General features: G+C 65.6%; 19 protein-coding genes. 7 read left to right on the top strand and 12 right to left on the bottom strand.

Annotated features, from left to right (window positions below; all coding sequences use genetic code 11):
* Positions 1 to 58: 58 nt before the first annotated feature.
* The 10 genes from V0R59_RS19215 to V0R59_RS19260 form a co-directional block, all read right to left on the bottom strand.
* Positions 59 to 1,480 (bottom strand): methyl-accepting chemotaxis protein, encoded by a 1,422-nt coding sequence (locus V0R59_RS19215; protein WP_330076295.1) that lies wholly within the window; start codon positions 1,478 to 1,480, stop codon positions 59 to 61.
* Positions 1,481 to 1,553: 73 nt separating this feature from the next.
* On the bottom strand, positions 1,554 to 2,486 hold the full coding sequence (locus tag V0R59_RS19220; protein WP_330076294.1) for a SphA family protein: 933 nt from the start codon (positions 2,484 to 2,486) through the stop codon (positions 1,554 to 1,556).
* 40 nt (positions 2,487 to 2,526) lie between these two features.
* Positions 2,527 to 3,060: a flavin reductase family protein gene (locus tag V0R59_RS19225; RefSeq protein WP_330076293.1), complete on the bottom strand. Its 534-nt coding sequence runs from the start codon at positions 3,058 to 3,060 to the stop codon at positions 2,527 to 2,529.
* A 12-nt stretch (positions 3,061 to 3,072) separates the two neighbouring features.
* Positions 3,073 to 4,311 carry a styrene monooxygenase/indole monooxygenase family protein gene (locus V0R59_RS19230; protein WP_330076292.1) on the bottom strand — a complete coding sequence of 413 codons (1,239 nt, stop codon included), beginning with the start codon at positions 4,309 to 4,311 and terminating at the stop codon, positions 3,073 to 3,075.
* A gap of 43 nt (positions 4,312 to 4,354) precedes the next feature.
* A complete protein-coding gene (locus tag V0R59_RS19235; protein ID WP_330076291.1) occupies positions 4,355 to 5,140 on the bottom strand; it encodes an SDR family oxidoreductase in 786 nt (261 codons plus the stop codon).
* Between the two features lie 3 nt (positions 5,141 to 5,143).
* Positions 5,144 to 6,394, bottom strand: a complete 1,251-nt coding sequence (locus tag V0R59_RS19240; RefSeq protein WP_330076290.1) for a dienelactone hydrolase family protein — start codon at positions 6,392 to 6,394, stop codon at positions 5,144 to 5,146.
* A gap of 112 nt (positions 6,395 to 6,506) precedes the next feature.
* The gene (locus V0R59_RS19245; protein WP_330076289.1) at positions 6,507 to 7,571 is read right to left on the bottom strand and encodes a type II asparaginase; all 1,065 of its coding nucleotides are present in this window, start codon (positions 7,569 to 7,571) and stop codon (positions 6,507 to 6,509) included.
* A gap of 354 nt (positions 7,572 to 7,925) precedes the next feature.
* Entirely contained in the window at positions 7,926 to 8,981 is a 1,056-nt protein-coding gene (locus V0R59_RS19250; RefSeq protein WP_330076288.1) for a hypothetical protein, read from the bottom strand.
* A 250-nt stretch (positions 8,982 to 9,231) separates the two neighbouring features.
* Positions 9,232 to 9,600 carry a hypothetical protein gene (locus V0R59_RS19255; protein WP_330076287.1) on the bottom strand — a complete coding sequence of 123 codons (369 nt, stop codon included), beginning with the start codon at positions 9,598 to 9,600 and terminating at the stop codon, positions 9,232 to 9,234.
* A 177-nt stretch (positions 9,601 to 9,777) separates the two neighbouring features.
* A complete protein-coding gene (locus V0R59_RS19260; protein ID WP_330076286.1) occupies positions 9,778 to 10,755 on the bottom strand; it encodes a LysR family transcriptional regulator in 978 nt (325 codons plus the stop codon).
* A gap of 152 nt (positions 10,756 to 10,907) precedes the next feature.
* Between V0R59_RS19260 and V0R59_RS19265 the strand changes: the two genes are divergently transcribed.
* The 5 genes from V0R59_RS19265 (at position 10,908) to V0R59_RS19285 (ending at position 16,479) form a co-directional block, all read left to right on the top strand.
* Entirely contained in the window at positions 10,908 to 12,218 is a 1,311-nt protein-coding gene (locus tag V0R59_RS19265; RefSeq protein ID WP_330076285.1) for an MFS transporter, read from the top strand.
* Positions 12,218 to 12,973 carry a class II aldolase/adducin family protein gene (locus V0R59_RS19270; RefSeq protein WP_330076284.1) on the top strand — a complete coding sequence of 252 codons (756 nt, stop codon included), beginning with the start codon at positions 12,218 to 12,220 and terminating at the stop codon, positions 12,971 to 12,973. The genes V0R59_RS19265 and V0R59_RS19270 overlap by 1 nt, the downstream gene beginning before the upstream one ends.
* Before the next feature lies 1 nt (position 12,974).
* Entirely contained in the window at positions 12,975 to 13,907 is a 933-nt protein-coding gene (locus tag V0R59_RS19275) for a 2-hydroxyacid dehydrogenase (RefSeq protein WP_330076283.1), read from the top strand.
* Between the two features lie 27 nt (positions 13,908 to 13,934).
* Entirely contained in the window at positions 13,935 to 14,951 is a 1,017-nt protein-coding gene (locus tag V0R59_RS19280; RefSeq protein ID WP_330076282.1) for a histone deacetylase family protein, read from the top strand.
* Positions 14,952 to 15,132: 181 nt separating this feature from the next.
* Positions 15,133 to 16,479 carry an OprD family porin gene (locus tag V0R59_RS19285; protein ID WP_330076281.1) on the top strand — a complete coding sequence of 449 codons (1,347 nt, stop codon included), beginning with the start codon at positions 15,133 to 15,135 and terminating at the stop codon, positions 16,477 to 16,479.
* Between the two features lie 98 nt (positions 16,480 to 16,577).
* On the opposite strand, the gene V0R59_RS19290 is transcribed toward V0R59_RS19285, so the two are convergent.
* Positions 16,578 to 17,456: a LysR family transcriptional regulator gene (locus V0R59_RS19290; RefSeq protein ID WP_330076280.1), complete on the bottom strand. Its 879-nt coding sequence runs from the start codon at positions 17,454 to 17,456 to the stop codon at positions 16,578 to 16,580.
* Positions 17,457 to 17,579: 123 nt separating this feature from the next.
* On the opposite strand from V0R59_RS19290, the gene V0R59_RS19295 reads away from it, so the two are divergent.
* Positions 17,580 to 18,761 (top strand): serine hydrolase domain-containing protein, encoded by a 1,182-nt coding sequence (locus V0R59_RS19295; protein WP_330076279.1) that lies wholly within the window; start codon positions 17,580 to 17,582, stop codon positions 18,759 to 18,761.
* A gap of 16 nt (positions 18,762 to 18,777) precedes the next feature.
* On the top strand, positions 18,778 to 19,962 hold the full coding sequence (locus V0R59_RS19300; protein WP_330076278.1) for an MFS transporter: 1,185 nt from the start codon (positions 18,778 to 18,780) through the stop codon (positions 19,960 to 19,962).
* Here V0R59_RS19300 and V0R59_RS19305 read toward each other — a convergent pair.
* Positions 19,959 to 21,824 (bottom strand): sigma-54-dependent Fis family transcriptional regulator, encoded by a 1,866-nt coding sequence (locus tag V0R59_RS19305; protein WP_330076277.1) that lies wholly within the window; start codon positions 21,822 to 21,824, stop codon positions 19,959 to 19,961. The two genes, V0R59_RS19300 and V0R59_RS19305, sit on opposite strands and share 4 nt — an antisense overlap.
* Positions 21,825 to 22,105 lie beyond the last annotated feature (281 nt).

Raw genomic sequence — 22,105 nt, forward strand, 5'->3', positions numbered from 1 at the left:
AGGCGGTGCTCCATGAGAGCGGGTCTACCCGATCCTACAGGGTCCTCGCTTCACACCTTCAACGATCGAAATACCGCGCCAGACTCAAAAGCCCCTCCGACTGCCGCATCAACTCCCCGCTCACCCCCTCCGCCACCCTCGCCTGCCCGGCACTGCGGCCGATGGCATCGACATTCCCCTGCAACTGTTCATCCAGCAACTGCACCACCTGTTCCTGCTCATGCATGGCCACGGCGATCTGCTGGCCAAGGCTGTCCACCCCTTGCAGCCGCTCGGCCACCGCCGCCAGCGCCGCGTCGACACCGTGCACCTGCACCGCACTGGCCTGTGCCAGTTGCTCGCAACGCTGCGCGACTTCGCGGTTGCGCCCGTTGGCCTGCTGCAGACGCTCCAGCAAGGGTTGAATCCGCGCCGTGGCGTCCTGGGTGCGGGACGCCAGCTGACGCACCTCGTCGGCCACCACGCTGAAACCCCGCCCGGCCTCGCCGGCCCGGGCCGCTTCGATGGCGGCATTGAGCGCCAGGAGGTTGGTCTGGCTGGCAATGGCATCGATCAGGCTGGTGAAGCCGGCGATGGCCTCGACCTCCTCGGCCACTTCCCGGGCGGCGCGGGCGCTGGAGCCAATCGCCTGCTCCAGCGAACCCAGTGCCTCCCGGGCCTGCCGCGCATGCTGCTGCCCGCCACCGGCCAGGCTGCTGGCCTCACCGGTGGACTGGCTGGCCACCTGGACATTGCGCGTCACCTCCTGGATGGTCGCGGCCAGTTCGTGCAGGGCCGTGGCCACCTGCTGGTTGGCCTCGCGCTGGCGATCGAGCTGCAACGCTTCCTCGCGGATCATCCCGGCCATGTCCCGGGCCTGCCCACCCAACCCTGCTCCTGCGCTGCCGATGCGTAGCAGTGCAGCCTGCAGGCGCCGTTCCTCGCTGCGCAGGCTCCAGGCCACACGGGCAAGGGCCGTCTCGCCGCCCAGGAAACCGGCCAGCCAGGGGTCGCCGCAGACCTTGCCGTGTTGGTCCAGCAACCCGGCGATGCGCCGGCGCAGCAGCACCTGCGGCAGCAGGCCGGAAAGCCCCGCGCGCAACCCGCGCCACCAGGACGCCCCGCCGGGCGCACCGTGGCGGGCGATACGCCGGTATCCGCCGCGCACCTGCTCGATGCGCGCCGGCTCCAGGGCGATGAACACCGCGCCGTAGCCGCTGATCCCCGCGGCCCCGTGCACCGGCTTGATGTAAAGCTCCAGCCACAGCTCGCCGCCATCGCCACGCCGGTGGCACAGCGGCCCCAGCCATGGCCGGTCGCTGGCCAGGGTTTGCTGCAGGTGCTCGACCAGGCGGCGTGGCACCCGGGGATGCAGCAGGTCGTCGAGCGGCAACTGATGCAGGGCCGCGGCATCGAGCCCGTGGGCCTGGCAAAAGTCGTCGGTGAAGAACACCAGCCGCCCCTGCAGGTCGGTGCGGCAGATCAGTGCTTCGAAATCCATGGCAAATCCTCAAAAAAAAGCCTGCCGCTAACGGCAGGCCAAACGCTGATGCAGGCTGACGATCAAGGCCCGATCAGAAGTGGTGGATGTAACGCACCTGCAGCCGCGAGCCGTCCGGACGGTTTTCCACGTCCTGCTCGAAATAGGCGTTGAACACCAGGTGGTCATCCTTGGAGAAGCTGTACATCGCCCCGGGCCCGATGGCCCAGACTTTCTCCCGGCGCCCGGACACTTCGTGGCCGTCCACGCGGGTATCGCTGATCTGCTTGAGCCAGTAGCCGTTGATGCCCAGGCGCAGTTGCGGGGTGACCGCGTATTCGCTGGCGAAGTTGGCGTGCAGGGCCTGGCCGGCCTGGATGTCGCCAGCATCGCCAAAGCCGTAGCCAGGGTCGTGGTTCTTGAAGTTGTACAGGTAGTGGGCGCGCACCGAGGCGGTCCAGTCCGGGGTGAACCAGTAGGTCGCCGCCCAGTAGGGGTTGAACGATACGGCGTTGTTGCCGGGGTTGATGTCCTTCTTGTCGCTGTACTCGCCGGTGGGCAGGTTGACCTGCAACTCGATCCGGTGCACGAAGCGCGGGCCGTCCTTGCCCATGATCGGGTCGAACTGGATGAACGGGCCGATCAACCAGTCGCCGACCCCGCCCTGGTCCTTCAGGGCGGCGTTGTCCAGGCCATCGTCGACCTTCATCCTGGTGACGATGGGCAGCACGGTGTTCAGGCCGAGGCTGGCGTTGCCCAGCCGCAGGTCCGAGAGGTAGCTGACCTGGGTCACCGCGACCTGGTAGTCCAGGCGGGTCTTCGGCAGACCGAGCTTGTCGCCGTTGGCGTCCACCAGGCGGTTGGCGCTGTAGTTCTGGAAGTACTGCTGCAGGTACCAGCCCGGTCCCGCCGGCAAGCCACCGTCGAGGAAGCTGGTGAGCCCGAGGTTGACCACCGGCAGGTCGTAGGCCTGGGCGCTGCCGGTGGCGAGCGCAAGCGCGCAGGCCAGATAACACGGATTTTTCATGCAAGGCTCCTCATTGCTGTTGTTATGGGAGGCAGGAGGTTCAACGCCCGAGTTCGGGGTGCGCGATGGCGACCCGGTATTGCCCGGCGTGGAAGACCAGCGGTTCTCCGCCGCTGTGTCGGTAGTGCTCGATTTCACCGAGGAAGATCAGGTGGTCGCCGCCCTCGTACTGGGTCAGGTTGCGGCACACCAGGGTGGCGATGGCGCCGTCCAGCAACGGCACGCCAGCCGTCGCCTCGACATGCTCGACGCCGGCGAACTTGTCTGCCGAAGGCCGTGCGAAGTGCCCGGACAGGCCGTGCTGGTCGCTGCCCAGCACGTTGATGGCGAAGTGGCTGGCTGCAAGGAAGTCACTCACGCTCGGCGCCGTGCGCGCCAGGCTCCAGAGCACCAGCGGCGGGTCCAGGGACACCGAGGAAAACGAGTTGGCGGTCATGCCGACCTTGCGCCCGTCGGCGCCGCGGGTGGTGATCACCGTGACCCCGGTCGCGAACTGCCCGAGCAGGTTGCGCAAGGCGCGGGGCTCGCTGCCATCGGCAGCGACCAGGTCGAGGGGCAAATGCAGCGCGTTCATGGTCATCACTCCTCAGGCCGCAACAGGCGAAAGCTTGGCAACGAAGGCCTGGCAGGCCTGGGCATCGAACCACCAGGGAGCGAAGCGCCGCGGGTCGTCGAAGTTGTTGGCGATGACCGAGGCCAGGGCCTGGGACTGCCCGGCGGCGCCGAGCAGTTGCAGCAGGTGCTCGGGGGGCGGCAGCAGCATGCTGTTGGTCCAGCCCACCACGTGCTGCGCGTAGTCCCAGTAACGCTCGAAGGTCTGCTCCATCCAGCGCTCGGTGAAGGGTTGCTCGCCCTGGGCGAGGATGGCATCGAGATAGACCTTGCTGCACTTGGCGGCGTTGTTGGAGCCCTGGCCGGTGATCGGGTCGTTGACCACCAGGGCGTCGGCCATGCCGAACACCGGCAGGCCGGAAGGCAGCTCCAGCACGGGCTTGCGCACCATCGGCGTGAAGCGCCCGGCCAGCACGCCGCCGGCATCGGTGAGTTCGACATTGCGGCAGCGCTCGGCTTCCCACGGCACATAGCGGCGGACGATTTCCAGGCTGCGTTGCAGGTGCTGCTCGGGGCTCTGCACGTCCTGCCAGCAGTCCATCGGGCCGCCGGGCACGCCTTCGAACACCATGATTTCGCAAGGCCCGCTCAGGGTCAGGGCGGGGAACACGAAGTACTCGCCGACACCCGGGATCAGGTTGAAGGCCACCCGCGAATAGGGCGACATCGGCGTCATGCCCTTCACGTAGGTGAGGGCCAGGGCGCGCTGCGGCGCGTCGAAACGGCTGCGTTCGGGGTCACGGGGGAAGCGGTTGACGATCTCGCCCTTGCCTGCAGCCAGCAGCACCAGGTCGTGGCTGGCTGCCAGGCGTTCCAGTTCCGGGATACCGACGTCCTCGATCTTCAGCTCCCCGCCACGACGGACGAACTCGTCCATCCACGCCGGCATTTTCAGGCGCTGGTCCACGGCCTGGGCGTAGCGTTCCAGGCGCGCGCTCCAGTCGATGAGCTTGCGCCCGGGCTGCTGCGGGTCCGGCACGCTCAGGCCGATGCCCTCGACCGCCGGGCATTGCTCTTCCCAGAAGTTCAGGCCCAGCTCCCGTTCGGTCTGCAAGGCGGTGTTGAACATGCACTGGCTGGACATGACCTTGCCGGCGCGGATCTGCTCGGCGCTGCGGTTGGTGCTGATGCTGACCTGGTAGCCGTGGGCGAGCAGGCCCAGGCCCAGCTGGAGTCCGGCCTGGCCGGCCCCGACGATGGCGATGCGACGCATTGGAGTGTCTCCTGTTGTTCGAATGTCTTGAGAGAAAGAGGATCTATTCAGCCAGCCGGGGAATGGCCGGCAGGTTGCGCTCCGGGCCCATCACCGAGTAGCCACCGTCCACCGCGTAGTCCGCGCCGGTGACGAAGCTGGCCGCTGGCGAGCAGAGGAAGGCCACCACCTGGGCCACCTCGGTCGGGTCACCCAGACGCCCGAGCAGGTGATAGTCGGCGGCCACCCGGTCGGCCTTGGCGCGGTCGCCGCCACTGACCTCGGCGATGACCCGCGACCAGGTCCAGCCCGGCGATACCGAATTGACCCGGATGCCGTCGGCGGCCAGATCCATGGCCATGCAGCGGGTGAGCTGGGCCATGGCGGCCTTGGACACCGGATAGAGCCAGCGCCCGGTCTGCGCACAGCCCGCGGAAATCGAGGTGAAGTTGACCACCGCCCCGCCGCTGGCCTTGAGGTCCTGGTGCACCGCACGTACCAGCTGCACCGCCGATACCAGGTTGATATCGAGGGCGCGCAGCCATTCGCTGCGGTCGGATGCGATGCCCTGGTCGAGGTAGCTGCACGCCAGGTTGATCACCAGGTCGATGCGCCCCCAGCGCTGGCGCACCTGGCCCAGCGCATCACCGACGGCGGCATCGTCCGTCAGGTCCACGGCCACGAACAGACCGGCATCGGCAAAGCCCGCCGCTACCTCGGCCCCCCTGGGATCGATATCCAGAAGCGCCACCCGGGCCCCGGCAGCGACCAGCGCTGCGGCCACCGCCGCGCCGATAAGGGTTGCGCCGCCACTGATCAGTGCCACTTTGTCCTGCAGGTTCATGGACATGGCTCAGCCCTCGATCGGCAGGTCGGCGCTGGCGCCCCAGCCGGGCATCAGCGTGTTGGAGGGCAGGCTCTCGTCGAGCAGCTTGTGCGCCGTCACCGCCCCGGCCACCGGCAGGCCGGCAGGGTCGAGCAGGCCGATCTGCACCAGCACGCTGGCCTGGTCCCAGTAGATATGCTCGTGGTAGAGCTTCGGCCCGCGGAACTTGACCACCCCGAGCATGGGGATCTCGACGAAACGCCCGGTAGGCGCGACGCCCGGCAGCAGCCAGTCGATCTCGCGGTCGTGGGTGAAGCTCATGATGAACTCGTCGACGATCTGCGACGCGCCGACGGTGCGCGAGATCGGGGTCAGGCTCATGTCCTTCGGATTGCCATGGACGAAGTGATAGCGATAGAAGCGCGCCAGCTCGCGGTAGCCGACGCCGCCGGTCATGGTCGGGATATGGTTGACATAGGGCTGCGGCACCATGGTCGCCATGGTGGCCGGCACGTCACGGGTATCGAACTCGTGGCGAATATGCTCTTCCCAAAGTGCCGACAGGTTGTAGTCCGGGCCGATGGTGCGACGCAGCGCGGCGATGCTGCGCTCGTGGGCGAGCAGTGCCGAAGGCTTGTGGTAGTGATGGCCGGCAGGACGGGCGAAGGCGTGGTCGACGTTGGGGTAGACGTAGGCCTCGGTGCCCGGCTTCTGCTCCAGGGCGGCGATGATCGCCTCGCGGGCGTCGGCCTGGCAGAACTGATCCAGTTCGGCGAAGTGCAGGACCAGGCGGCCGGACAGTCCCTCCAGCTCGTGCAGCACCTGTTCGATGCCCACCCCGTAGTAACCGACGGCGCAGGCCACTTCCGGCAGGCGGCAGGCCGCGAGGTAGGCGAGCTTGCCACCCAGGCAATAGCCGACCACCCCCAGGCCGTCCGCGCTGCAGGCCTCCAGCCCGCGCAAGTGACGCAAGCTGGCGGCGATGTCGCGGATGCCGTGGGCTTCGTCAAAGGCCTGGTACAGCGCGAAGGCGCGCTGGAAGTCGGCTTCGTCGTAGCCCAGGTCAACCCCGGCCTCCTGGCGCCAGTACAGGTCCGGCACCAGCACCGTGTAGCCTTCCTCGGCGAGCGCGTCGGCCACTTCGCGCATGGCCGCATTGACGCCGAAGATCTCCTGGCAGAGCACCACGCCCGGGCCACGGCCATCGATGGACGTGGCCAGGTAGGCCTGGAACTGTTCGCCGGACTCCGCGCGGACGTAGACGTAATGCCCTTTCATGTCGATCTCTCCAGTCGTTGACGTTGGAGACATCTTCAGGCGGTTGCCGGAACGGGGCTGTCCGTTGGGTGCGTGAAAAGTCCGCTGGCTGCGGAAAGTTTGCGCGGCTCGTTCAGTAGGTGTCGAACATGTCCTGTATAGCGGCCTGATCCTGCGTGACGGTCAGGGCCAGCATCAGCAGGATGCGCGCCTTCTGCGGGTTCAGGTCGTCACCGAGCAGGCCTGGATAGGCCTCGTCGGCCGGCACGTAGCCGCTGCCCGTCCTGGAAGAACGGACGACCACGACCCCCTGCTCGATCGCCTTGCGCACCGCCGGCAGGACGAAGTTGGACTCGCTGCCCGCACCGACGCCCGCGATGACGATGCCCTTGGCCTGGTGGGCCACGGCGGCGTCGTACATATAGCCGTTGTCGTTCTGGTAGCCGTAGACGATGTCGACCTTGGGCAGGCTGTCGAGCTTCGAGATATCGAATGGCGTCTGGGTGGTGTGGCGCTTACCGACCGTCGACTCGAAGACCGGTCGCTGGTTGACCAGGCTGCCGAGGTAGCCGCCGCTGCTGGACTTGAAGGTATCCAGTGCGTTGGCGTTGGTCTTGGTGATGGTCCGCGCCGCACCGATACGGTCATTCAGGACCACCAGCACGCCGCGCCCCCTGGCTTCGGGAGACGCCGCCACGGTCACGGCCTGCAGGAGGTTGCTCGGACCATCGGCACCGATGGCGGTGGCGGGTCGCATGGCGCCAGTGACCACGACGGGCTTGTCGCTCTTGACCACCAGGTTGAGGAAGTACGCGGTTTCTTCGAGGGTGTCGGTGCCGTGGGTGACGACCACGCCCGAGACATCATCCTGCCTGAGCACCTCGTTGATGCGCTTGGCCAGCTTGAGCAGGACCTGGTTGTCCATGTTGTCGCTGCCCACGTTGGCGACCTGCTCGGCCTGGACCCTGGCGACCTTGTCCAGGGCCGGAACCGAGGCGATCAGCGCACTGGCGGTGAGCACGCCGGGCTTGTAGCCGGTGGTCTGGGTGTCCTGCGCGGCGGTCCCGGCGATGGTGCCGCCGGTGGCCAGCACGGCCACGGTGGGCCTGGCGGTTTCCTGCCCGGCCTGTGCCAGACCGGTAGTGATGGAGGACAGCGCGATCAAGGCCACTGCAATTCCCGCGTTGAATACTTTCATTATTCACCTGCTTTATCTGATTACAACGAACGAGGAAGAACCACTGCCGCCGGCAATTCGAAGCGCGGTGAAAAATGGTTTGACGGAAGAGAGTTTAAGTATTCGATAATTTATCGATCGATGTGCACAACTTGTAATTGCCAGACCGACTTCGAACTAACGGCTTATCATCGAGTGTACGAGCTCCAAACAAGAAACTCAGCACAGGCAACTCAAGTATCAGACTCGCTGATAGTGTTTGCCAGGAATCCTGATAGGCACAGCAACGATGCCACGACATAAAAATCCGATGTTTGCTTACAAACATCGGACCTTATGCCCATATCGACGCTGTAGGGCTATGCCTGAAACACGTCAGGCATGCACCTGGTAGGGGACTTTCGGCTCATTGGACAGGAAACCCGAGTGGCCGTTGTTTGCAAGCAATGACTCGATGGTCTTGTCACTGACATTGAAGTGCACTGCCGCATCCTCACGAGAAGACTCCGAGAAATTGCCTCCCAGGAAATCGACCAGCGCGTCGATCGGGCATAGAAACTCGGCGGCAAAGGAACGTTGGCGCTTCTGGGTCGCGGTTGCAATATCGGATGAAACCAACCAACCCTTGTCCGCTTCGGAGTGGTCCATCACTTCCCCGATCAGGCGAGCCAGTTCAAAGCGCCTGGCATCGGGGTGTTTCTTGCGAGGAAGATAATTAAGAAATCCTCCATCAAGGGGCTCGGCGATGGCGGCTTTGCTTCCTTCATAGGGACTCCAATTCTCCATCTTCGCTCTGGCTACACCCAGGAGATCATAAAGGTCAGTGTTTCTGATGGGCTCGTGTTTTTTCCCCAGGAGCGCGCGAAGCGCTTTCGCTGAATTCGCGCCTCGTTGCCAGGGTTTCTGGCTGTGGGGAACAGGTGCAAAACGCTCAGCGCTGATTTCAGGTTTCCCCCGAATTCCACATTGTGTCGTATAGGCAGAAATCTCGCTGATCCTGGACTTGTACACGGGAGCCAATTCAGCCATGGCAGTAACGCCGATTCTGGTCTGAAGCGCCAATGCTTCATCGATGATGTGCTGAGGACATTCATCGGGATCGTAGCCAAGTTTCGCCTCGAGGATTCGATAACGCAGCGCCTCGGGATCTTCCTGATCCTCGCGAATCAGCGCCCACCATTCAGCAAGTTCAGTAGGCTGATGACCTAGAGCATTCAATCTACTGATGACTTTATCGATAAAGGTCTCGACCTTGCGGGAAAAGGCTGCAAGTGGCACTGCGTGAGGAGTCTCCAGTCCATAGAGATACTGAACGGATTGACCCACCACGTTTTTTTGTTCGGCCCAGACATTTACCGACTCCCCATCTGCCGCAAATATGATTCGGGGCCATACAAAACCATGATTAGCGGCGCCAAGTTCATGGGCCATGCGCCAATCCTGCGGGGGGCCGTAGCCAAACGGTGGGAGTGGTTCATGGTTCAACCGCCACCACGACGAGGCGAACCACAAGGCCAATGGATACGCAGACACCAGTACCGAATCACGTACGGTACTTGACCAGATATCTTCGTTACGCGTTAGACAGGTGTCATTGACATTGATGGACAACTGTCCTGACGTGTCTCGAAAAATCTCCGGGCCACTTCCAGATGCCAACCAGTCAATTGAAAAATCTATCTCAGCCATGGTTCTTCCACCGAGCAATTACGTCAGAGGCCAGAGGATCACTGTCAGGCATCGGGTAGCCATGATATTTCCCTGTTTCCGGGTTCTCCAACTGTGCTTCCATTGGAACTCCATTATCGGTAACAGACCAGATATTCTTCGGCCAGCCGTTGTTCTCCCGATCGCTCACAAGCCCTCTATCCAACCCTGCCTGCAACAGTTTCAACGCCTCTGCACGGGTAAAAATCTGCGCCACATCACACAAGGACTTTCCCTGGCGTGGATCTGCTGGCGGCTCCAGGCCGAAATCTCCCGGATTCATCTTGTGCTCCGGGTTGCCGCCATACGAGATGCTCGCCTTCAACTCATCCAGGCGCTGCACTGCCCAATATCCCGGGCCGGCAATCCTTCGCTTGAGGTTGAATTTTTCGTATCGCCTTTTCATCCGCGTCCCTGCACATGGGCTCAAAATCAACGCGGCAGTATAAAACACTATAGCCAGCTTGGTCAGCCGACCACCATGAACCCGCTGTAAGCCTTGACGAATGCCGCGTACCTTTCAAAACCGTTCCGCCAGATCCGTGGTCATCAGCACCTGCTGGAACCGCTCCAGAAAGATCGACTCCGCACGCGTCATCTTCTGCTCGCGGTTCCACAACAGGTAGACGCTCACGTCGATCACCCCTTCCCACGGCGGCAGACGCCAGAGTTCACCGGCCTGCACATCGGCGGCAACGATATGCTCCGGCAGGCAGCCGATGCCATAGCCGGCCCCGACCAGACGGAGGATTTCGTCGAGGCTCGGCGATGACGCCACGATGCGTCCGGTGAATCCCTGCTGGTCCCGGAACACCGTGAGCGGCGACAGGTTGCCGCCGATCTGGTCGCTGGTGAAGCTGACAAAGTTCTCGCTCTGCAGGTCGGCCAGGGTCAGGTTCTTGCGACCGAACAGGCGGTGGCGCTTGCCGCAGAAGAAGGCGTAGCGCTGCTCCAGCAACACCCGCTGTTCCAGCCTGGGCTGCGGGGTGCGGCAGAGGCTGAGGCCGAACGAGGCGGTCTTCTGCAGCAAGGCGCTGATCACGTCGGAACTGCGCAGCACGTCGATCTCCAGTTCCACCTGCGGGTACTCGTTGTGGAACTGGGCGAGGAAATCATCATAGAAGCGCGACTGGATGCGGCTGATGCTGAGCAAGCGGATCCTGCCCGTCACCGTCTCCGCCGGCGTATCCAGCGCCGGCCCCAGCCGCGAGACGGTGCCGTAGAGCTCGGCGGCGATCTGCATCACTTCCTCGCCGGTCTTGGACAGGGTGATGCGCGGCCCGCGCCGCACCACCAGGGCAGTGTCCAGTTGCTCCTCCAGGCGCCTGAGGGCCTGGCTGATCGCCGGCTGGCTCAGGTGCAGACGCGCTGCGGCACGGCTGATGCTGCCCTCCTGTCCGATCACCAGGAAGGTGCGCAGCAGGTTCCAGTCGAGACGGTCATTGAGAAAGCGCTTGGCTTCGGGGTTTCGGAAGGGGGTCGCCGGAGGAGTCGTCATTATTGCCCAGGCTTATACTTGAGTATTGAGATTAGAAGCTTTTCCTAGCATAGGGCTTGGCGCACCATTCAACAACGCACCGCCAGAGTGCGATCGTCATGCACTGCATGCCCCCTCCTCCTGCCTATAAAAATGACTCCCAGGAGCCTCGGATGACCAGCAACAACTCAACCCCGCGTCGTGCCGCGGCGGCAGCCTTCATCGGCACCACCATCGAATTCTACGACTTCTACATCTACGCCTTCGCTGCAGCGCTGGTCCTTGGCCAGCTGTTCTTCCCCAGCGAAAACCCGATGCTCAGCACCATGGCCGCGTTCGGCAGCTTTGCCGTCGGCTTTATCGCCCGACCCTTCGCCGGCATGGTGTTCGGCCACCTGGGCGACCGCCTCGGGCGCAAGAAGATGCTGCTGGTGACCATCGTCCTGATGGGCGTGGCCACCACCTGCATCGGGCTGCTGCCCACCTACGCCCAGGCCGGTATCTGGGCTCCCATCGGCCTGGTTTTCCTGCGCCTGCTGCAAGGCATCTCGGTAGGTGGCGAATGGGGCGGCGCGGTGCTGATGGCCAGCGAACACGCACCCAAGGGGCGCAAGGTGTTCTTCGCCTCGTTCGCCCAGTGGGGCAGCCCGGCCGGCCTGCTGCTGGCGCTGATCGCCTTCCGCCTGATCACCGACATGGACCAGCAAGACCTGATGAGCTGGGGCTGGCGCCTGCCGTTCCTGATGAGCGGCGTGCTGATGATCGTCGGCCTGGTCATCCGCTTCGGTGTTCCCGAATCGCCGGAGTTCGCCGAGGTCAAGGTCAGCGACCAGACTTCGGACAACCCGGTCCTGGAAGTGCTGCGCAAAGGCTGGCGGAACATCCTCTTCGCCGCACTGGCGGTGACCATCGGTTCGGGCGGGTTCTTCTTCACCAACACCTTCATGATCACCTACGTCACCCAGTACCAGGGCATCGCCAAGTCCACCATCCTCGATTGCCTGTTCGTGGTGACCATCCTGCAATTCCTCTCCCAACCCTGTTCGGCGATGCTCGCCGAACGGCTCGGCGAAGGACGCTTCCTCAAGTGGGTGGCCTCGCTGTGCATCGTGGTGCCGTACCCGATGTTCCTGCTGGTGCAGACCGGCAACCTGTTCTACATGACGGCGGGCATCGCCCTGGCCGTGATCCTGCTGGCTGCCCTCTACGCGGTGATCGCCGGCTACATGGCCGAAGCCTTCCCGGCCCGGGTGCGCTACTCGGGCATCTCCATCGCCTATCAACTGGGTAGCGGCCTGACCGGCGGCCTGACGCCGATGCTGGGTACCTTCCTCGCCGGCCACTTCGCCGGGCAATGGCTGCCGCTGGCGCTGTTCTTCAGCGTGCTGGCCCTGATGTCGCTGACCGGCGTGCTGGGCCTGGCGCAGTTGCGCCGCGCCAATACCGCACCGGCATCCCTGTCCACCTCTCAAGGAGTCGCATGATGAGCAAGCCCCTCGACATGCCCGAAATCGAATGGCAAGCGCGCTGCGACCTGGCCGCGCTGTATCGCCTGGTCGCCTACTACCGCATGACCGACCTGATCGACACCCACATCACCTTGCGGGTACCCGGCCCCGATCGGAACTTCCTGATCAACCGCTATGGCGTGGCCTTCGAAAAGATGCGCGCCAGCGACCTGGTGCTGATCGACCTGGACGGCAATGTGGTCGACCGCCATTACAACGGCGGCCGGGTCAACGCCGCCGGCTTCGTCATCCACTCGGCCATCCACGACGCACGCCCCGACCTGCACTGCATCATCCACACCCACACGGCGGCGGGCATGGCGGTCGCGGCACAGCGCGACGGCCTGCTGCCGCTGACCCAGCACGCCCTGAAGTTCTACGGCAACCTGGCCTATCACACCTATGAAGGCATCGCCCTGTCGCTGGAGGAGCGCGAGCGCCTGGTGGCAGATCTGGGCTCGCACAAGGCGATGATCCTGCGCAACCATGGCCTGCTGGCGGCCGGCGGCAGCGTGGCGGCGGCCTTCCACGAGATCTACTTCCTGGAGCGCGCCTGCCAGGCGCAGATCCAGGCGATGGCCGCCGGCGCGGCGCTGAACATTCCCAGCGAAGAGGTCTGCCGGCACACTGCGGCGCAGTTCGCCCGCGACGGTATCGACGGCATCATCGACATGGCCTGGCAAGCCGCGCTCAGCCTGATCGAAGAACAGCGCACGGACTGGTGCAACTGACATGGCCAGCCTCGTACTGCTGTGCCAGAACCCCGCGCTGACCGACTGGCTGGCCAGGCTGTTCGCCGAGCATGCGCCGCATCTGCAGGTAGTGCGGCCCGAGGATGCCCGGGCCCGGGAGGCCGAAGTCGCCGTGTGCTGGTTCCCGCCGCAAGGCAGCCTGGCGCGCTTGCCGAACCTGCGCCTGGTGCACTCGATCGGCTCGGGCGTCGACCATCTGGCCAACGACAGCTCCCGTGATCCCGACGTGCCCGTGTGCCGCGTGGTCGACCCCGACCACACCCTCGGCATGAGCGAGTACGTGCACTGGGGCGTGCTGCACTTCCACCGCGGCTTCGACCAGGTGATAACCGGCAATGCCGTGCAGCGCTGGCAGCGCCCGGGGCAGCGCAAGGCGCAGGATTTCAGGGTCGGCGTGATGGGCCTCGGCGCCATCGGCGCGCCCGTGGCCGTGCGCCTGGCCGAGGCCGGCTACGACGTGCGTGGCTGGGCCCGGACCCCGCGCGAGCTGGCGGGCGTCTCGACCTTCGGCGGTGCGCAGGCGCTGGACGGTTTCCTCGACGGGCTCAACGTGCTGGTCAACCTGCTGCCGCTGACGGCCGCCACCCATGGCCTCCTCGGCCACGCGGTGTTCCAGCGCATGGCGCGGGGCAGCGCCCTGATCAACTGCGGCCGCGGCCAGCACCTCGACGCGGACCACCTGCGCCAGGCGCTGGCGGACGGACAGCTGCGCGGCGCCCTGCTCGACGTGTTCGAGCAGGAGCCGCTGCCCGCCGACTCACCGCTGTGGCACACCCCCGGGGTGTGGATCACGCCGCACATGGCCTCGGCGGCCTCGGACCGCTGCATCGCCCGGCAGGTGGCCGACAACGTCGCGCGCCTGGCCAACGGCCTGGCCCTGAACAATCTGGTCGATCCCGCACTGGGTTACTGACCGCATGCCTTTACCAAGAGGTCATCGATGAAAACGTTTTTCCATCCCGCACAACGCCTGCACCACCCCCGCTCCTACCTGTCGCGCGGGCAGATGCGCCAGCCGCAGGAAGTACCGGCGCGGATCGACCCGCTGCTGGCGGTGGTCGACCGGCTCGGTTATCCGCGCTTCGAGCCGGCCGACCACGGCGAGGCACCCCTCGCCGCCGTGCATGGCCAGGCCTATCTGGACTATCTGCGCAGCGCCTACCAGCAATGGCATGAAGTACCGGAAGACTGGGGCGACGAAGTGATGTCGAACATCTATATCCGCGAAGGCAACCCGCTGCGGGGCATTCTCGGCAAGACCGCCCGCTACCTGGCCGACGGCAGTTGCCCGATCGGCGAGCACACCTGGCAGGCGGCCTACTGGTCGGCGCAGAGCGCCGTGGCGGCGGCGCACGCGGTGCTCGAAGGCGACCAGGCCGCCTACGCCCTGTGCCGTCCGCCGGGGCACCATGCCCGCGCCGAGGCGGCAGGCGGGTTCTGCTTCCTGAACAACGCCGCGATCGCCGCCCAGGTGCTCAGGGGCAAGTACACCAGGGTGGCCGTGCTGGACACCGACATGCACCACGGCCAGGGCATCCAGGAGATCTTCTACGAGCGCGACGACGTGCTCTACGTGTCGATCCACGGCGACCCGACCAACTTCTACCCCGTGGTGGCCGGCTTCGACGATGAAACCGGCAGCGGCGCAGGCAAAGGTTTCAACCTCAACCTGCCGATGGCCCACGGCGCCAGCGAGGCGGATTTCTTCGCCTGCATGGACCAGGCCAGCGCCGCGCTGCGCGACTTCGCCCCGGACGTGCTGGTGCTGTCGCTGGGCTTCGACATCTACGAAAACGATCCGCAGTCCAAGGTCGCCGTCAGCCACGAAGGCTTCCGCCTGCTGGGGCAGCGGATCAAGGCCCTCGGCCTGCCCTGCGTGGTGGTCCAGGAAGGCGGCTACGACATCGCCACCCTGGACGAAAACGCCTCGCGCTTCTTCGACGGCCTGACGGCCTGATAGCGGGCAACACCTTCCCGGGCTGACACCACCGGCCCGGGCAACACCGACGATCAAGGGCGCAACTTGCGGCATCCGCAAGCCAGCGGTCAGGCACCCGGCTGCCCGCTCGAAAGACGCCTGGTCAATAACAATAAATCTTCACGCTGCCGTTCTTGAATCTGGCAATAAGGAAGTCTCTATGCGGCTCAACGCTTTCACCCTGGGAATGGCCGGCGCAAGTGCCTGTCTGTGTGCATCGATCGGCGTGGCGGCCGAATCGAACAATGGTTTCATCGAAGACAGCTCGACCACGGTCGGCTTCAGGAACTTCTACTGGAACGCCGACAACCGTAACGGCAGTTACCTCAACCCCGCCGGCGAACGACAAAGCTATCGCCAGGAATGGGCGCAAGGCGTCCTGGCGAAATTCAACTCCGGCTTTACCCAGGGCCTGGTCGGTTTCGGCCTCGACCTGCACTACATGGGCGCGGTGAAACTGGACGGTGGCAAAGGCCGGGTCGGTGATGGCATCGGCAACGGCGGCATCGTCTCGCGGGACAACCAGGGAGACCCGAAGAGCGAATACTCCAAGGCCGGCGGCGCGCTGAAGATGCGCGTAGGCAGCACCGAACTGGCCTATGGCGACCTGTTCCCGGATTCGCCGGTGCTCAAGTACGGCGATATCCGCCTGCTGCCGCAGACCCTGCGCGGCTGGAATGTCACCGACCGCAGCTTCGCCGGCCTCACCCTCAATGCCGGACGCTTCACCTCCAGCAGCGACCGCGCCGAAACCAATCATGGCGGCAAGCTGGGCACGGCCTACGGCGGTCGTCAGGCCGACAGCGATTTCGTCAGCTATTACGGCGGCATCTACAGTGGCATCGAGCATGTGAAGATCAAGCTGTTCGGTTCCGAGCTGGACAATATCTGGAACCAGCAATTCGCCTCGATCGAGTATCGGCTGCCGTTGAGCGTGGGGGGCGTGTTCAACACCGGCGCCAACTACTACCGGACCCGCGACACCGGCACCGCCCTGCTCGGCGACATCCGCAACGACGCCTGGAGCACCCGGGTGGGCTATGCGCTGGGGGGGCACAAGGTCGAGCTGGCCTATACCCGCATCGATGGCGACCAGCCTTTCGACTATGTCTGGAACAGCTTCGACATCGAGCTGGATGCCGCCTCCCAGGGCAGCGACTTCAACAGCCCCAACGAACGCGCCTGGAGCGCTCGCTACGACCTGGACGCGGCCGTGCTCGGCGTCCCGGGGCTGACCTTCACCGCACGCTACATCCGTGGCACCGATATCGACGGCCGCGACGCCGGCGGCGCGTACTCGCGGTTCCGCGCGGTGCACGACGGCTCGCAGTGGGAACGTGACCTGTGGGTGAAATACGTGGTGCAGTCGGGGCCGGCGAAGAACCTGTCGCTGCGCCTGCTGCACGCTTCGATGCGCACCGGCGGCGACTACGGCGCGATCGCCAACGACCTCGACCAGACGCGGATCATCCTGGATTACCCGCTGGACCTGAACTTCCTCAAGTAGCCCCAGCCTGCCGGGCGCGCGCTCATCGCGCCCGGTTTGCGCCGATCACCAGAACAGGATGTCGTAGGTGAGATACAGCCGGTAGTGGCCGCGCCCCTTCACAGGTGCAAGGAAATGAAATCCACGAAGCAGCGCAGCTTCGGCGCGATGAACCGGCTCGGCGGCCATAGCACGCTGAAGTGAAGGGTGCGGGTCACCTCTTCCGTCAACACCGCCTGCAATTCACCGGACTGCAGCGCCGCCTTCACCGCGAACTCGGGCAGGCAGGCAATGCCACGCCCGGCCAGGGCGGCATTCACCAGCATGTCGATGTTGTTGCAGACCATCGCCGCCCGCAGGTTCTGCGGGCCGTTGCCCGCCTGCTCCGGCAGCGGCCAGCGTTCGAGCTTGCCGGTTGAAGGCACCCGGTACAGCAGGCAGTCATGCTCAGCCAGGGCACTGGCGCTGGCCGGCAGGCCATGGGCCTGGAAGTAGCCCGGCGCCCCCACCAGGACAAAACGAAAGGCCCCCAGCCGCCGCGCCACCAAGCGCGAGTCGTCGAGGGCGCCGGTCCTGACCACCGCATCGAAGCCCTCTTCCACCACGTCCACCAGGCGGTCGGTGAAATCCAGCTCCAGGTGAATCTCCGGATAACGCCTGGCGAACCCGGACAACAGGCTGAAGAGAAACTGCCCGGCCAGCGGCAGGCTGACCCGCAGCTTGCCGCGCGGCTCGCTGCTGCTGCTCGACAGTTCCAGCTCCGCCGCTTGCAGCTCATCCAGCACCCGTTGGCAGCGTCCGAGAAACAGCGTGCCTTCCGCCGTCAGATTGATGCTGCGGGTCGTGCGGTGAAACAACCGCACGCCCAGGCGCTGCTCCAGCCGCGCGATGCTCTTGCCGATCGCCGACGACGACACGCCCAACTGCCGCCCCGCCGCCACGAAGCTGCGGGTTTCGGCCACCTGTACGAAAACCGAGATGCCACTGAGGTTGTCCACGCGCTGTCCCTGAGTTCTGAATTGCGGACTGATATGTCCGAAGTGTGCGGAATTCTAGCCTCTGTTTCCCTGGTCGTCTGTTCCCTAGCATGGCCCCGTCAACCACAGCAGGGAGTCGCACGCATGACCATCAAGGAATCCATCCAGCTATCCGGCGCCGTCGCCAGCGACCCGATCCGGGCGCGGATCGACGCTGTGCTGGACAGCGCCATCGAGGACCAGCGCCTGGTGGGCGCCGTGGTACTGGTGGCCCGTCGCGGTGAAATCATCTATCGCAAGGCCGCCGGCGTGGCCGACCGCGAGGCTGGCAAAGCGATGCGCAGTGATGCGCTGTTCCGCCTGTCCTCGGTAACCAAGCCAATCACCTCGACCGCCGCCCTGGCCCTGGTCGCCCAGGGCCGCATCGGCCTCGACGACCCCATCGCCCGCTGGCTGCCGGAATTCCAGCCGGCCCTGGCAGACGGCAGCCGTGTCGCCATCACCCTGCGCCAGTTGCTCAGCCATACCGCCGGCCTGGGCTACGGTTTCCTCGAAGCCCGGGGCGGCGGCGCCTATGCCCGGGCCGGCGTGTGCGACGGCCTGGAAAATGCGCCCCTGACCCTGGACGAGAACATCCGTCGCCTGGCCAGCGCGCCGTTGCTGTATCGCCCGGGCAGCGCCTGGGGCTACTCGATCGCCACTGACGTGCTGGGCGCCTTGATCGCCCGGGTATACGGGGCGCCGCTGGCCGAAGCCATCGAACAGCTGGTGAGCAAGCCGCTCGGCCTGTCCGACACGCGCTTCAACGTGGTCGACCCGACCCGCCTGACCGCCGCCTACCTCAATGCCGACCCGGCGCCACGGCGCATGCAGGGCGTCGAGGTGATCGAGGTGTTCGAGAACACCGCCGGCATCCGCATGGACGCGGACCGCGCCCTCGACGCCAGTGCCTACCCGTCCGGCGGCTCGGGGATGGTCGGTACCGCCGGGGAGTTCCTGGTACTGCTGGAAACCCTGCGCCAGGGCGGCGGCAGCCTGATGTCGGCGAGCCTGGCCAAGGAAATGGGCAGCGTGCAGACCGGCGACCTGGAGCTGGCCAACTGGCCGGGACGCGGTTTCGGCCTGGGCTTCACCGTGCTGACCGATGCGCAGGCGGCGCAGACGCCGGAGTCCGTCGGTACCTGGCGCCTGGGCGGTGCGTTCGGTCACTCGTGGTTCGTCGATCCGCTGCAGCAACTGTCGGTGGTGGCCTTCACCAACACTGCGTTCGAAGGCATGTACGGGCAGTTCACCCTTGACCTGACCCATGCCGTATACGGCGTGTGAATGACAAGGAGCGACCGTGAAACTGTTCAATCCCCTGTTCTTCATCGCCCTGGGCCTGTTCGGGGTCTACACCATCGAGTTCGGCGTGGTCGGCATCCTGCCGGTGATCATCGAGCGCTACAGCGTCGGCGCCGCCGAAGCCGGCTGGCTGGTGGGGCTGTTCGCCCTGGTCATCGCGGTGTTCGGTCCGTTCATGGTGCTGCTGTTCTCGCGCTACAACCGCAAGCGCATGCTAACCCTGTCGCTGTTCGTCTTCGCCGTGACCAGCGCCCTGTCGGCCTATGCACCCGACTATGGGACCCTGGCGATCCTGCGGGTCATCCCGGCGTTCTTCCACCCGCTGTATTTCTCGCTGGCGTTCGTCGCGGTGGTGTCGCTGTATCCCAGGGAGCAGGCTACCCAGGCCACGGCCAAGGCCTTCGTCGGCACCAGCATGGGCATGGTCCTCGGCGTGCCGATCACCACCTGGATCGCCGCACGCTTCTCCTATGAAGCGGCCTTCCTGTTCTGCACCGCGGTCAACCTGATCGCCGGCCTGGGTATCATCGCCCGCCTGCCCGACACCTTCGCCGGCCAGAAAGCCCCCTACGGCAAGCAACTGGCGATCCTGCGCAAGCCGACGCTGTGGCTGAACATCCTGGCGTCCACGCTGATCTTCGCCGCGATGTTCTCGGTGTATGCCTACAGTGCCGAGTACCTGTCCCGAGAAGCCGGCATGAGTGGCGAGGTGATCAGCGCCATGCTGATCCTGTTCGGCATCGGCGGCGTGGCCGGCAACCTGCTGGCGGGCCGCCTGCTGGCCAGGAGCAAGGTGACCACCACCCTGCTGCAGCCGATCCTGCTCGGCGCGGCCTACCTGCTCCTGCACTTCTTCGCCAGCCCGGCCCTCCTGCCGATGATCGTCATCGTCGTGCTGTGGGGCGCCACCCACACCAGCGGCCTGATCGTGACCCAGGTCTGGCTGACCTCGGAGGCCCCCGAGGCACCGGAGTTCGTCACCGGCCTGTACATCTCGTTCATCAACCTGGGGGTCACCCTCGGCGCCACCAGCGGTGGCTGGTTCATCACGCGCATGGGCCTGCCGGGCACCCTGGTCAGCGGCCTGCTGTTCTGCGCCCTGGCGGCGGCGACCATCCTCGCCAGGGTGTGGCTGTATGGAGCGCGGCAGGCGCCTGCTGAAGCCCGAACGGTTCTGCACTAGGCCTTGCCCTTCACCCGCGGCATCACGATGTCATGCTGTTTCACCCGCCGATACAGGGTCGCCCGGGAAATACCCATGGCCTGCGCCGCCGGGCCCGGCTGCCAGCGATGGCGCACCAGGGCATCGATCAGCGCCTGGCGTTCGGGACTGGACGGGATGTCGTCGGTCACGACCGGGGCGACGCCGCGCAGTTCCGCCGGCAAGTCCTCCAGGCGAATGCTCTCGCCCGGGCAGATGGCGCAGGCGTAGCGCAGCACATGCCGCAACTGCCGCACATTGCCCGGCCAGCCGTAGCCCAGCAGACGCTCCAGGACCACCCCTCCCAGGCCAGCACGCACGCCACAGCGCGCCGCTTCCTCATCGAGAATGCGGTTGATCAGGGCCAGCTTGTCACTGCGCTCGCGCAACGGCGGCAGCTCGAAGCGCGCGCCACTGAGGCGAAAATACAGGTCCTCGCGGAACGTCCCCTCGGCCACCAGCGCCGCCAGGTCGCGGTGGCTGGCGCAGACCACCTGGATATCCACGGTCTGCCGCTGCGCCGCCCCCAGCGGCGCCACCTCACCCTCGGCCAGCACCCGCAGCAGGCGGGTCTGCAGGGCCAGGGGCATGTCGCCGATCTCGTCGAGGAACAGGGTACCGCCGTCGGCCTGCTGCAACAGCCCGCGCGCACCCTTGCGCTCGGCGCCGGTGAAGGCCCCGGCGACATAGCCGAACAGCTCGCTCTCGATCAGGCTCTCGGGGATGGCCGCGCAGTTCAGCGCGATGAAGGGTTTGTCGCGACGGGCGCTGGATTCATGCAACTGGCGGGCGAAGACCTCCTTGCCCGCGCCGGTCTCGCCATGGATCAGCACCGGCAGGTTGCGGTCCTTGACCCGCACCGCCAGGCGCAGGCTTTCGACGATGCGCGGATCGGCCTGGCTGGCCTCGCGGGACGGCACCGCCAGGCTCAGGGAACGCCGCGGCGTGCTCAGGCGCACATGCAGGTCGTGCTCGGCGACATGCCGCGGGTGCTCGTCGGCAGCGGCACGCAGCAGGTCCGGGTCGAACACCTCGCCGATATGCCGGGGCAACTGCCCGTAGCGCTCCAGCAGGTAGTGGCGGGCCGCCGGGTTGAGCGCCTGCACCTGGCCATCGGCATCCCAGGCGAAGAGAAAGTCCGGACGGCTGTCGACATACCCCGGCGCCGCGTGGGCACGCAGGACGTACTGGCCGCGGGTGCTGTGCATGAAGAAGGCGTTCTCGATATCGCGGGCGCTCTGCACCGTCATCTGCCGGATCAGGTGCTGGCTGCGCCGATCGTCCGGGGACTCCACCGCCGATACGTCGAGCACGCCGAGCAGCTCGCCCCAGGGGTCGAACACCGGTGCGGCCGAGCAGGTCAGGCCGATGAAGGCGGCGCGAAAGTGGTCGCGCTTGTGCACCGTCACCGGCACACCGTTGGTCAGCACCGCAGCCACGCCACAGGTGCCCTCCTCGCCCTCCGACCAGCAAGTGCCGAGGTACAGCCCGGCACGCCGGCAGTCGGCGCGAATCGCCGACTCCACGCGATAGTCGATGGTGTTGCCCTGGGCGTCGGTGAGCAGCACGCAGTAGTCGGCGTCGCGCACCCGGCCATGCAGGCGCGAGACCTCGTCGCCGGCGATGCGCAGGAAACTCTCGGCCCGCTCGCGGTATTCGTTGAGCAGGGTCTGGCTGAGGATCCGCGGCCCCTGCAGCGAGCCGGGGTCGAGGTGGTGCTGTTCCATGGAACGGCGCCAGGAATCGAGGATCAGGTTCGGCACCGGGGCCTCAGGCAGGCGACCGGCATGCCGCAACACGCGGCTGACGCAGTCCACGTGGGCTTTCGACGAGGCAGGCAGCATGGGGCCTCCGCGGCTCGTTTCGTTGTTCTTGTGGGGCTCATTTAAGACCCGGCCCGGCGTATGGACAAGCGCGGCGGATGGCCGGTGGGTGGGTGAGACGCTGCGTCTCGGCGTCTCGGCAATCGTACTGGCCCCACCGGAGCAGGCAGGCCAGCGCCTGCAAGGTGCAAACCATCAGCGAGGGCTGAGATTGTCCATCTCAGCCGGGCGCCCTCTCCGGATCCACACGAACTGCTCTGCAACGCAGGTTTCAACGCGAAATCCGGATCCTGGCACCGGCC

The organism is Pseudomonas ulcerans, from assembly GCF_036324125.1.
Taxonomy (GTDB): Bacteria; Pseudomonadota; Gammaproteobacteria; order Pseudomonadales; family Pseudomonadaceae; genus Aquipseudomonas; species Aquipseudomonas ulcerans.

Coding starts and splice junctions, on each gene's coding strand:
- V0R59_RS19230 (WP_330076292.1), bottom strand. CDS start 4,311: ATGCGTCGCATCGCCATCGTCGGGGCCGGCCAGGCCGGACTCCAGCTG.
- V0R59_RS19275 (WP_330076283.1), top strand. CDS start 12,975: ATGGCCAGCCTCGTACTGCTGTGCCAGAACCCCGCGCTGACCGACTGG.
- V0R59_RS19225 (WP_330076293.1), bottom strand. CDS start 3,060: ATGAACGCGCTGCATTTGCCCCTCGACCTGGTCGCTGCCGATGGCAGC.
- V0R59_RS19250 (WP_330076288.1), bottom strand. CDS start 8,981: ATGGCCCATGAACTTGGCGCCGCTAATCATGGTTTTGTATGGCCCCGA.
- V0R59_RS19295 (WP_330076279.1), top strand. CDS start 17,580: ATGACCATCAAGGAATCCATCCAGCTATCCGGCGCCGTCGCCAGCGAC.
- V0R59_RS19245 (WP_330076289.1), bottom strand. CDS start 7,571: ATGAAAGTATTCAACGCGGGAATTGCAGTGGCCTTGATCGCGCTGTCC.
- V0R59_RS19240 (WP_330076290.1), bottom strand. CDS start 6,394: ATGAAAGGGCATTACGTCTACGTCCGCGCGGAGTCCGGCGAACAGTTC.
- V0R59_RS19235 (WP_330076291.1), bottom strand. CDS start 5,140: ATGTCCATGAACCTGCAGGACAAAGTGGCACTGATCAGTGGCGGCGCA.
- V0R59_RS19280 (WP_330076282.1), top strand. CDS start 13,935: ATGAAAACGTTTTTCCATCCCGCACAACGCCTGCACCACCCCCGCTCC.
- V0R59_RS19305 (WP_330076277.1), bottom strand. CDS start 21,824: ATGCTGCCTGCCTCGTCGAAAGCCCACGTGGACTGCGTCAGCCGCGTG.
- V0R59_RS19285 (WP_330076281.1), top strand. CDS start 15,133: ATGCGGCTCAACGCTTTCACCCTGGGAATGGCCGGCGCAAGTGCCTGT.
- V0R59_RS19260 (WP_330076286.1), bottom strand. CDS start 10,755: ATGACGACTCCTCCGGCGACCCCCTTCCGAAACCCCGAAGCCAAGCGC.
- V0R59_RS19215 (WP_330076295.1), bottom strand. CDS start 1,480: ATGGATTTCGAAGCACTGATCTGCCGCACCGACCTGCAGGGGCGGCTG.
- V0R59_RS19220 (WP_330076294.1), bottom strand. CDS start 2,486: ATGAAAAATCCGTGTTATCTGGCCTGCGCGCTTGCGCTCGCCACCGGC.
- V0R59_RS19270 (WP_330076284.1), top strand. CDS start 12,218: ATGAGCAAGCCCCTCGACATGCCCGAAATCGAATGGCAAGCGCGCTGC.
- V0R59_RS19265 (WP_330076285.1), top strand. CDS start 10,908: ATGACCAGCAACAACTCAACCCCGCGTCGTGCCGCGGCGGCAGCCTTC.